Origin of the sequence: Dolichospermum sp. LEGE 00246 (genome assembly GCF_015207865.1) — a bacterium.
Taxonomy (GTDB): domain Bacteria; phylum Cyanobacteriota; class Cyanobacteriia; order Cyanobacteriales; family Nostocaceae; genus Dolichospermum; species Dolichospermum heterosporum.
This window is the reverse complement of the sequence record NZ_JADEWA010000173.1, coordinates 1-10343: the sequence shown is the minus strand read 5'-3', so window position 1 is coordinate 10343 and position 10343 is coordinate 1. Positions and strand designations below refer to the sequence as shown.

General features: G+C 36.6%; 12 protein-coding genes and 1 pseudogene. 8 read left to right on the top strand and 5 right to left on the bottom strand.

The genetic code is table 11. The features are described from left to right. Positions 1 to 189: pseudogene (locus tag IQ228_RS13085) on the bottom strand (hypothetical protein); the annotation flags it as partial. Between IQ228_RS13085 and IQ228_RS13080 the strand changes: the two are divergent. After that, the gene (locus tag IQ228_RS13080) at positions 182 to 439 is read left to right on the top strand and encodes a hypothetical protein (protein WP_027404072.1); all 258 of its coding nucleotides are present in this window, start codon (positions 182 to 184) and stop codon (positions 437 to 439) included. The pseudogene IQ228_RS13085 and the gene IQ228_RS13080 overlap by 8 nt on opposite strands. A gap of 18 nt (positions 440 to 457) precedes the next feature. Here IQ228_RS13080 and IQ228_RS13075 read toward each other — a convergent pair whose 3' ends face one another. Continuing rightward, positions 458 to 1222: a Uma2 family endonuclease gene (locus tag IQ228_RS13075; protein ID WP_193963040.1), complete on the bottom strand. Its 765-nt coding sequence runs from the start codon at positions 1220 to 1222 to the stop codon at positions 458 to 460. Between the two features lie 529 nt (positions 1223 to 1751). Between IQ228_RS13075 and IQ228_RS13070 the strand changes: the two genes are divergently transcribed. Together IQ228_RS13070 and IQ228_RS13065 are read left to right on the top strand one after the other, a co-directional pair. After that, positions 1752 to 2081 (top strand): hypothetical protein, encoded by a 330-nt coding sequence (locus IQ228_RS13070; protein WP_193963038.1) that lies wholly within the window; start codon positions 1752 to 1754, stop codon positions 2079 to 2081. A gap of 176 nt (positions 2082 to 2257) precedes the next feature. Further along, positions 2258 to 2533 (top strand): DUF2442 domain-containing protein, encoded by a 276-nt coding sequence (locus IQ228_RS13065; protein ID WP_201769169.1) that lies wholly within the window; start codon positions 2258 to 2260, stop codon positions 2531 to 2533. Between the two features lie 49 nt (positions 2534 to 2582). On the opposite strand, the gene IQ228_RS13060 is transcribed toward IQ228_RS13065, so the two are convergent. After that, positions 2583 to 2882 (bottom strand): clan AA aspartic protease, encoded by a 300-nt coding sequence (locus IQ228_RS13060; RefSeq protein ID WP_228043859.1) that lies wholly within the window; start codon positions 2880 to 2882, stop codon positions 2583 to 2585. Next, entirely contained in the window at positions 2879 to 3151 is a 273-nt protein-coding gene (locus tag IQ228_RS13055; protein ID WP_027404065.1) for a hypothetical protein, read from the bottom strand. Before IQ228_RS13055 ends, IQ228_RS13060 begins: the two co-directional genes overlap by 4 nt. A gap of 163 nt (positions 3152 to 3314) precedes the next feature. Here IQ228_RS13055 and IQ228_RS13050 point away from each other — a divergent pair, with 163 nt between their 5' ends. Both IQ228_RS13050 and IQ228_RS13045 read left to right on the top strand, forming a co-directional pair. Then, the gene (locus IQ228_RS13050; protein WP_027404064.1) at positions 3315 to 3602 is read left to right on the top strand and encodes a DUF4090 family protein; all 288 of its coding nucleotides are present in this window, start codon (positions 3315 to 3317) and stop codon (positions 3600 to 3602) included. A gap of 227 nt (positions 3603 to 3829) precedes the next feature. Beyond that, entirely contained in the window at positions 3830 to 4192 is a 363-nt protein-coding gene (locus tag IQ228_RS13045) for a phage holin family protein (protein WP_027404063.1), read from the top strand. A gap of 100 nt (positions 4193 to 4292) precedes the next feature. Here the strand turns inward: IQ228_RS13045 and IQ228_RS13040 are convergent, their stop codons facing one another. Beyond that, positions 4293 to 5441, bottom strand: a complete 1149-nt coding sequence (locus IQ228_RS13040) for a cysteine desulfurase family protein (RefSeq protein ID WP_027404062.1) — start codon at positions 5439 to 5441, stop codon at positions 4293 to 4295. A 142-nt stretch (positions 5442 to 5583) separates the two neighbouring features. Here IQ228_RS13040 and IQ228_RS13035 point away from each other — a divergent pair, with 142 nt between their 5' ends. The 3 genes from IQ228_RS13035 to IQ228_RS13025 all read left to right on the top strand — a co-directional run bounded on the left by IQ228_RS13035 (position 5584) and on the right by IQ228_RS13025 (position 10089). Continuing rightward, positions 5584 to 7224 carry a DUF655 domain-containing protein gene (locus IQ228_RS13035; protein ID WP_027404061.1) on the top strand — a complete coding sequence of 547 codons (1641 nt, stop codon included), beginning with the start codon at positions 5584 to 5586 and terminating at the stop codon, positions 7222 to 7224. 103 nt (positions 7225 to 7327) lie between these two features. Further along, positions 7328 to 8776: a bifunctional orotidine-5'-phosphate decarboxylase/orotate phosphoribosyltransferase gene (locus IQ228_RS13030; RefSeq protein ID WP_193963036.1), complete on the top strand. Its 1449-nt coding sequence runs from the start codon at positions 7328 to 7330 to the stop codon at positions 8774 to 8776. A 182-nt stretch (positions 8777 to 8958) separates the two neighbouring features. Beyond that, entirely contained in the window at positions 8959 to 10089 is a 1131-nt protein-coding gene (locus tag IQ228_RS13025; protein ID WP_193963035.1) for a succinylglutamate desuccinylase/aspartoacylase family protein, read from the top strand. Positions 10090 to 10343 lie beyond the last annotated feature (254 nt).

The window sequence follows — 10343 nt, the reverse complement described above, 5'->3', positions numbered from 1 at the left end:
GTAATGGGTAATGGGTAATGGGTAATGGGTAATGGGTAATGGGTAATGGGTAATGGGTAATGGGTAATGGGTAATGGGTAATGGGTAATGGGTAATGGGTGAAAATCCAATAAGATGTTTAATAAATAAATATCTGTCTGTTCCCTGTTCCCTGTTCCCTGTTCCCTGTTCCCTAATTAATATGATCAAAAAACACATTCTTATTTGTACCTTTTTGGCACTTTCTTCCGGTTTTTTTACTGCTTTAATAGGTGGACAAATCACCGTCATGCTGCATAGCCAAAAGTGTCAAAATCAGGCTTGGGGATTTAAACAAATGTGTAGTGCTTTAGTGACTCCGGGTGCAAGTTGGCAAGGCAGCACTGCGGGACTGTGGACAGGGACAATTTTAGGGGCATTTGTGGGTGGGTTGATTACACGCAAATCTAGTGATTGGTAATTGGAGATATGGTTTTTTCTACACTTCTGGTTCTACTCCTAAAGCGCGTAATTGGGCGATGAGGCGATCGCTTTTTTCCTTTTCATATTCAGCCTGTTGGCGTTCATTTTCAGCCCGTTGGCGTTCATATTCGGCTGTTTCATGACCATCAAGTAATAAATTACCATCTAAATCCCACCACCGCAGCCAAGGTAACTCCATATTTTGATATGTTCCTTGCCAAATACCTAATTCTACTCCCATAGGTGTAATCGGATAATGACCTCGTTTATTTGGTGGCAATAAATGATATTGTCCTTCCATGAGATGATACACTTCCACACTAGCTTTACTAACTTCGTAAATGCCATAAAAGGCAGGTTTAATCACTTGTTCATAAATCCAGAATTTCCCCTGCCAAGGTGTTTTATCTCTTTCTTCTGTGCCATTTCCTGATACAAATTCTAAAGCAATTAATGGGGCAATAAATTCTTGCCAAAGCACATAAGAACGTCGGACTTTACCATTTAATAATGGTGGCACATGAGGAACATAAAACCAATCGGGAGCTTCTGCACCTCGTTCTGGTGGTTCAGTTATCCGCCAATAAATACCGCTATCTTGACCTATAGCATATTGTCCATCAGCGTGGAGTTTTTGTAATACTGGAATAATAGATTGAGTTAGTAGAATGCTTTGAGGATGTTCCTGAAAATTCTTCACAAATAGTCCGTTAGATTCTGGTAGTTGAGTATGATCTGGAAGGCTGGTTTGTGTATAGGGAGGATCTGCGGTAAAGGTCATAATGTCCTCGTGTTTTATAAGGTTTATTGTAGTTAAGAATTCAAGACTCCTAACTTCTGAGATTAAGTAGGATGACAATGAACAAATTATAACAATAATTTACAGATACCTGAACTTACCTGAATTATACTGTACACAGTGCATTGTGCATTGGTAACTGTTCACACTCCCCCCTATCTTTAACGAGAGATCAAGGGTTTCGATAATTTTAGAGGGGGGGGAGTGAATAACTACGTTTAAGAATACATTGAGGTAACCGTTCACAGGGGGGGAGAATTTATTAAAAAACCTGAAAGCTTTGTCTGTTGGGTTTTTCAGGCAACTTGACATATTAACGAATGGTTCTTAAATTGGCTGGAAAACGATTTGCAAACCGATATAGAGATTTTGCGAATTTCAAATGACCTAAAAAAATCAAATCTATAACGTTTTTCATGCTGTTTTCGTGGAATCTCATATAGAGCGTTTTTTGTACCCCCCGTGAACGGTTACTCTTAAACCTGTAGGTGTTTATAATAAATCTTTAGAATTGCCTCTCGGTGATGTCGGTTCATTGCGACTAGTCGCTGAAAGATTTAATAGTGATACTTTTTCTTTTGCTTCTAATTATCGAGTTGATTGTGGAATAGGTAAAGAAAAAAGAAATTTACAGTTTTCGACTTCATTAGATAGTCAAGGGAATAAAAAAATTAATGTTGGAGTTATTAATCAAAATGGCAATCAGCCAGCAAAATCAACTTGGGATAAAATGACAGATCCTGATGATAAATCTCTCCTTAATCCTCCCTTTGGAGTTAATGCTTTTATCAGACAAAAAGACCAAACATCAATCTGGCTATTTGAAGTTGTAGAAAAATAATAGCTTTTTTGTGGAGCCGGTAGAGTGTGTTAATGAAAATCTCCCGTAAATCATTTGACAGTAGTTTGAAGAATCCATAGCAAATTAAATTCGTGAGGCTTATTCATATCAAATGTCATCACGAGACACGCGGGAAGTCAAGAAGATCATCTTGCAAAACTTTGATGAAATAGTAGATGAATGGCAAACATTTAGGAATTGGCAAAATGGATAAGCAATACAACATATCAAATATTGACTTTAATGGAGAGTTGATGATTCTATCAGTAGATGGAAAAACTTATCAAATCCCAATTATTCAAGTATCTAAGCGACTTGCTCAAGCAACAGATATGGAGCGCAAAATGTATCGTATTTCGACCTCTGGTTATGGTATTCATTGGTACGCCATTGATGAAGATTTGACAACTAAAGGACTAATCAAACTAGCAGAGATCGCCAAAACAGCTTAAAGTGCGATAGTGAAGCACTGCTGCAAGCAGATCGACCCTCATCCTGAATCTATGAAATCAAGGGTGGGATTTGTTCTAACGAAACTAAAATAGGAACTACTTTTTCTCGATTGTCCCAAACAATTGTTGCTAAATGTATAGATAACAACGTCTCCCTACCATCGGCTAATCTAGCAAGCGTAGTGGAATATAACGGCAGATTCATCGCGCTGACGGCTTGTGGTGGTAAGGTAAGATGGTCGTTGAATCCAGTATCAATAATAAAATTAATAGAAAAATCTCGTTGTGTCGGTAAACGGAAAATTACTGGCACAATCGCTTTGCTATCAATCAATCTTCCGTAAATCATTTGACAGTACGCTCAATCGCTCCCCCAAAGCTGACAGCAACATCATAACCAATCCGCATCGTAAATAATCTGGCATTTGGTTTCTTTTGCTTTAACTTTAATGCAGTTTCTACGCCAGTTTTATCAATTCCGTATTCGCCGGTTTCCGCATCAATTACAATCATTTTGCCAATGTGATCATCACATTCCACTTGTTGACGAATGCCATTTTCGTAAAATTGTTTAGCCCTTTGAGCAACTTCTTCTATGGTCCAAAAAATAGCCTGCATGATCATTACACCTCCTTTACGCCGTTTAATTATTTTAAATGTAAATTAATCAAGCGATAAGTTAATCATATAGCAGAACTAGCGGAAAAATTTATTCTAGCTGAACCGTCCCTGTTCCCTATTCCCTGGTAAAATATTTCAACATCTCTGAAAATACGTTACCATGACTACTGAAAATACCACGGGTGCTGATGCTATTGATAGAGCGATATCAAGTGGAATTGATTTTGATGGTTCTCCTATTCCCATAGTTAAATTAGACCTATATGAACAAGTTATGGGTTTAGAATCAGGCAGACAACGCAGCGGTGTATCCAATACCATGCGTTCTCGCATTGTTCGGATTGGTGCTAAACATATCCCCCAAGCTGAACTTGATCAAAAGCTGGTTGAAGCTGGTTTTGCACCTTTAAAAGAAAAGGAAATTGCTTTTTTCTACGGTGGTAAATAAAAGACAAAGAATTCCGTGCAAAAGTCAGATCCCCGACTTCTCTAAGAAGTCGGGGATCTGGTGGTTTATAGTAAACCTAAAGATATCTAGAATAAATTTCAGTTCTCATCAAAAATGCTGCTAATTTATAAATAATTGGTTAAGCTACAAAGATTTTTAGATCAAGAAACCAAGTCAACCAGGTAATTTATCGTCATATCAACATTCACGTTTCAGGGGTTCTGGTAATGGATATTACGACGCTGTTAATTGTTTGGTTAGTCACGGCTGTTAGTTTGTGGATTATTAGTAAATTACCTTTAGGAGTGGAAATTGATTCTCCTGAAAAGGCAATTTTTTCTGCCGCAGTTTTAGGTATTATTACAGCATTAGTGAAGCCAGTTCTCAAATTTTTGTTTGTGATACCAAATTTAGCCACCTTTGACTTATTATCTGGTATCTTCACTTTCATGATTGCTGTTGCTTGTTTTAGTATTGCGGCTTGGTTAGTAGATGGTTTCCGGTTACGTTTTGGCATTTGGAGTGCAATTTTAGGTGCTTTTGCGCTTACTCTTGTCAATAACATTATCTACAAATTATTAGGTGTTTAATTGTCAACTGGTAATTGGTAATTGGTGATTGGTAATTACTTACTATCACCTATTCGTTATATTATCAATACAAATAATTAAGACATCTAATTTCCAAAAATTAACTGGGGATTAATCTCTGCAAAATCTGTTTCACAACTATCCCAGTCCAATCAATATCCGCTGCTGTTGTCTGTTTTCCTAAAGTTAATCTAATTCCACACAAAGCCGCTTTTTGAGAATATCCCATTGCTAATAAAATGGGACTAGGGCTTAATTTGCCACTATTGCAAGCCGCACCAGCACTAATACCAATTCCACCTAAATTTAACTGTCTTACTAAGGTTTTACCGCTGATTTTTTCTCCGTCGGCTGCTTCTAAATAAAAGCTGAGATGATGGGGTAAACGATGAATTTTGTCACCTGTGGGTATTAAACCCGGAACATCTGCTAAAATGGCAAAGAGGCGATCGCGCAATAGGATCAATCTCTCGCTTTCCGTCTCTAATTCCTGTGCTGCTAACTCCGCAGCTACTCCAAATCCAGCAATAGCGGGCGTTGCTTGCGTCCCTGAACGCAGTCCGTTCTCCTGTCCACCCCCACCCAGTAGCGGCATTAATTCCACTCCAGGACGCACATATAACGCCCCTGCACCCAAACCGCCATAGATTTTATGACTGGATAGACTCAATAAATCTACAGGTAATGTCTGCACATCTAGCGGTAAACGTCCAGCAACCTGCACTGCATCTGTGTGAAATAAAGCACCGTGTGTTTTTGTGATTTTTCCCAATTCTACAATTGGTTGGACTGTTCCTATTTCACTTTGTCCATAAATCACAGATACCAACACGGTGTTATCTCGCAAAGCTGCGGTTAGATCTTCGGGGTTAACTCTTCCTTGATGATTTACACCCAAACGGGTAACTTCCCAACCCCAATTTTCTAACATTTTCGCCGGTTCAGAAATGGCGGAATGTTCTACACTAGAAATGATAATGTGTTGGGGGATAGTGTAACACCGCGCCACTCCCATAATTGCTAAATTATCTGCTTCCGTTCCCCCAGAAGTGAAAATAATAGATTCAGGAACAGCATTAATTAATCCTGCTACTTGCATTCTCGCTGTTTCCACAACCAAAGCTGCACGGTTGCCCCATTCATGTAAACTGGAAGGATTACCCCACTGTTGTGTTAGGATTGTTTGGATAATTGCGATCGCTTCTGGACGAGTGGGAGTAGTTGCACTGTAATCTAGATATACTTGCATAAAAATTAATAAATAATAATTACGTATTGCTATTTTTAGGTAAGAGTTTCACGCAAAGGCGCAAAGGCGCAAAGGAAGAAATTAATTCAGGGTGTGATATAAATACATTAAAATCCCTGTAATTTACTTTGATCAGATTACTGTGTTTATTTTCCCACAAATCCGTTATTTTCCTTATATCTTTTTATTGCTATTCACCTTGGGTAGTTGTCAACAGGTTCAATCATCAAACCAGCGTTTAGCACCATTACCCCAAGATTCTTTAATTCAAGTTTACTTCAATAATTCCCAATCTTCAGAATATCAAGAAACCTATCGTCAGCAAACCCGGTTAGGGGATGATTTAGAAAAGCAGATTGTTGACACTATTTCCCAAGCTAAATCTACTGTGGATATAGCTGTCCAAGAATTGCGTTTACCAAGAATTGCCCAAATATTAGCACAAAAACAAAAATCTGGCGTAAAGATTAGGTTAATTTTAGAGAGTAATTATTCTCGTCCTTGGAGTAGTTTTACTTCCACAGAAATAGCGAAGTTAGAAAAAAGAGAACAGGAACGATATAACGAATTTCGGAAATTTGTGGATATCAATCAAGATAATCAAATCACACCAGAGGAAATTAGTCAACGGGATGGTTTAGCTATTATCCAAAATGCCCAAATTCCTTGGCTAGATGATACTGCTGATGGTTCAAAGGGTAGTAGTTTAATGCACCATAAATTTGTGATTGTTGATGATCGTTTTGTGATTATTACTTCTGCCAATTTTACCCTCAGTGATACATTTGGAGATTTTACCGATCCTAGCAGTTTAGGGAATACCAATAATTTATTAAAAATTGATAGTTCTGAATTAGCAACCCTACTCACAGAAGAATTTAATATTATCTGGGGTGACGGAGTAGGAGGAAAACCAGATAGTAAATTTGGAGTTACAAAACCTGTTCGTAACCCACAAACAATTACATTAGGGAATAGCAAAATTACAATTCATTTTTCTCCAACATCTCCTACTGAACCTTGGAGTAATTCCAGTAATGGGTTAATTGCCAAAACCTTATCTGCAAGCACGAAAACCGTAGATTTAGCATTATTTGTATTTTCAGATCAACAACTTGCCAATATTCTCGAAGAACGTCATCATCAAAATGTCCAAGTTCGGGCTTTAATTGCACCACAATTTGCTTATCGTCCCTACAGTGAAGCGTTAGATATGATGGGATTTGCTTTAAGTCATAACTGTAAATATGAAGTTGATAACCGTCCTTGGAAAAATCCCATTTCTACCGTTGGAGTCCCAATTTTAGCCAAGGGAGATTTATTACACGATAAATTTGCAGTCATTGATAACCAAACCGTAATTACAGGTTCACATAATTGGTCAGAAGCAGCAAATAATGGCAATGATGAAACATTAATAGTGATTGAAAATCCAACAGTTGCAGCACATTACCAACGGGAATTTAACCGACTTTATGGTAAAATAAAACCCGGTTTACCAGCAAATATTAAATCTAAAATAGATGCAGAAGTTAAAAAATGTCCTCAAATTAAACAACCATCATCTTTCGTAAATCCAATTACCACTAAAATTAATCTCAATACAGCAAGTCAAGCAGAATTAGAAACTCTTCCTGGTGTGGGTGAAAAGTTAGCCGAAAGAATAATTATAGCCCGTCAACAGCAAAAATTTACTTCTTTACAAGATGTAGATAAAGTACCGGGAATTAGTGCTAAAATCTTGGCAGAATGGGAGGGAATGACCACATTTACCTCAGATTAACGCATATACGGATAATCGTGTTACCATTAATGATATAATAGTAGAGAAAGCGAGTTAGTATTTTAGTAAGTGCCTTAAAGTTAAAATATTGCTAGGAGAACTTATGAAATTTTACGATAAATTGAATGGGGCGATCGCCAAAAATCAGAGTTTACTATTTGTAGGACTAGATCCTAATCCAGAAATGCTCCCTGAGCGATATTGCCAGAAATCACATCCCAAAAGTATGATTGATGGTCTGTGGAATTGGTTAGAATTTACTATTTCCCAAACCAGTGATTTAGTATGTGCCTATAAACCAACTCTGGGATTTTACGCAGCTTTAGGTATTCCAGGATGGGAATTATTAGAAAAAACTTTAAAAGCTATTCCTGCCCATATTCCGATTATATTAGATGCCAAACATAGCGATCTTAATACTAGCACAATTTTCGCTAAAACTGTTTTTGAAGAATGGCAGATTGATGCGATTACATTGAGTCCTTATGCAGGACAAGATCACGTAGCACCCTTTTTAGTTTATCCCGATAAAGCCGTTTTTATTTTGTGTACAACTTCTAATCCAGGTGCGGCAATTTTACAGCAATATCCTACAGCGGAATCCCCTTTTTATTTACAAGTAGTTAAAGAAGCAAAAAACTGGGGAACACCTGAACAACTAGGTTTAGAAGTAGGAACTATTCAGCCAAATATTTTAGCAAAAATTCGCAAAGAAGCACCAGAAAGAGTAATTTTAGCCCGCAGCATCTGGTCTGAAGGTGGTAATCTTAAAAATTTGCTATCAGCGGGATTAAATTATAATGGTGATGGGTTACTTCTTCCCGTTTCTCAAGATATGTTAGGAAGTGAAAATCTATCTACACAACTGCAATCTTTAAGGGCGGAAATTAATGATCTCAGAACTGAAATTTCCCAAGAAAACTCCACTTGTTCCGTCTGGTTTCCTGATGTTTGTTTGTTAAATAAACACCCGCTTTTAGATTTAATTCTACAACTTTATGACATTGGTTGTATCATGTTTGGTGAATTTGTCCAAGCTTCTGGAGCTACGTTTCCCTATTATATAGACCTCCGTAAAATCATTTCCAATCCCCAAATATTTCATCAGATAGTAATTGCTTATGCAGAGATTCTTAAAGACCTAACTTATGATAGAATAGCCGGTATTCCTTATGGTTCTTTACCTACTGCTACTGGATTATCATTACATCTAAATTCCCCGATGATTTTTCCCCGCAAAGAAGTAAAAGCACACGGAACCCGCAAGGTAATAGAAGGTAATTTTAATCCTGGAGAAGTTGTTGTCGTTGTTGACGATATTCTAATCAGTGGTAAAAGCGTAATGGAAGGAGCAGAAAAGTTAAAATATGCAGGATTAAATGTCAATGATATTGTAGTATTTATGGACCATGAACAAGGTGTAAAAGACAGATTGCGAGAAAATGGTTATCAAGCACACGCAGTTTTAACAATCTCTGAAATCACAGAAACTTTATATGCAGCAGGACGTATTAGTGAGGAACAATTTAAAACCTTAGAGACTTCCAAATAAAAAAATGTCCCAAAACTGATGCAGAAATTCTCTCTCTGTGTACTCTGTGCCTCTGTGGTTCGTTTCTTAGGATAATTTATTTCTTGGAAGTCTCTTATCTGAAATAAATAAATTAGACATTTATTCTCAAGATAGTGATACAAAACTAATTCAATAATTAGGATTTTGTAGGAACTTTACTGATGATTCCCATTATTTCCACTATTTCCCTTTTTCAACTTGCTTCTGGTGAGTTTCTTTCTCTTCAGGTGTATAAATTTATTGGTGCTAAATCTGGTAAAAAAGTATATATCCAATCTAACTTACACGGTGCGGAAATTGTTGGTAATGCTGTCATTTACCAAATCATTGATTTCTTAACGACATTAAATAATACTCAGTTAATAGGAGAAATTTGGCTTGTACCTGTTTGTAATCCCTTAGCTGTTAACCAGCGAACTCATAATTTTTCTACGGGTAGATTCAATATTTATGATAGTCAAAATTGGAATAGAATTTTTTGGGATTATGAAAAACAACATGATGACATAGAAGAATTTGCTCGTTCTCAAATTGGTTTAGATATAGGTACAATTAAATATAACTTTTCCCAAAAAATTAAATCTAGTTTCGATAGTCTTTTAGATAAAATCAATGCCCCTAGTAGTGTACAACTAACTGATAAATATCGCTACAAGCTGCAATCTCTTTCTTTCGATGCAGATTACGTCATTGATTTACATAGTCACACTGGAGAAGGAATAGAATACCTTTATTATTTCCGAAATCGAGAAGACAGTGCTAATTTATTTCTTCTCAATTATGCCATTTTATTTGATGAATATGATGGTGATGCTTTTGATGAATCATTCATAAAACCCTGGTTAGCTTTAGAGAATGCTTTATTAAAATTAACCGGACAAAAAATGATATTTGATAAAGAAGCATGGACATTAGAATTAGGAACGGGAATGCAAATGAATCCAGATTCAGTATCTAAAGGAGTGTGCGGAATTAAAAATTATTTAACTCAAAAAAGTATTTTAGAAATACAGGATTTAAACCAACTAAAAACTATATCTCATCAAACCAATTTTCGTTCACTTAGTCAACTCAAAAAATATTGGAGTCCCGTAGGCGGAATGATTTTATCTAAAGCTGCATTAGGTACTTCAGTAAATCAGGGAGATTTGCTATATCAAGTTCTGACATTCAATAAAATTGGTGAATTACCCATAACTATTCATGTTTATGCTGAGAAAACAGGCTTGGTTTATGATACATCAATAAATAACTCTGTTAACGAAGGAGAATTTGTATTAGCGACTATGTAGTTTGTCATGGAAAACATTTAACACAGAATTATTCAATCTATTAATTCATCTGCGTTTATTTGCGTTTATCTGCGTTCAAATCTTGATTCTTATACTCAAAACGGCTAGAATCTGGACTTTTTTATCATACAAAGAACAAGTTCAAAGCCTCTCCCCGCACCTCTCCCTAAGAGGATGTTTTAAAAGTGGTATTCCGTAATTTTCATCACATTGCTACCCCCTTTCCCCTTGTAAAGGGGAGGGTCTGTCTCTTA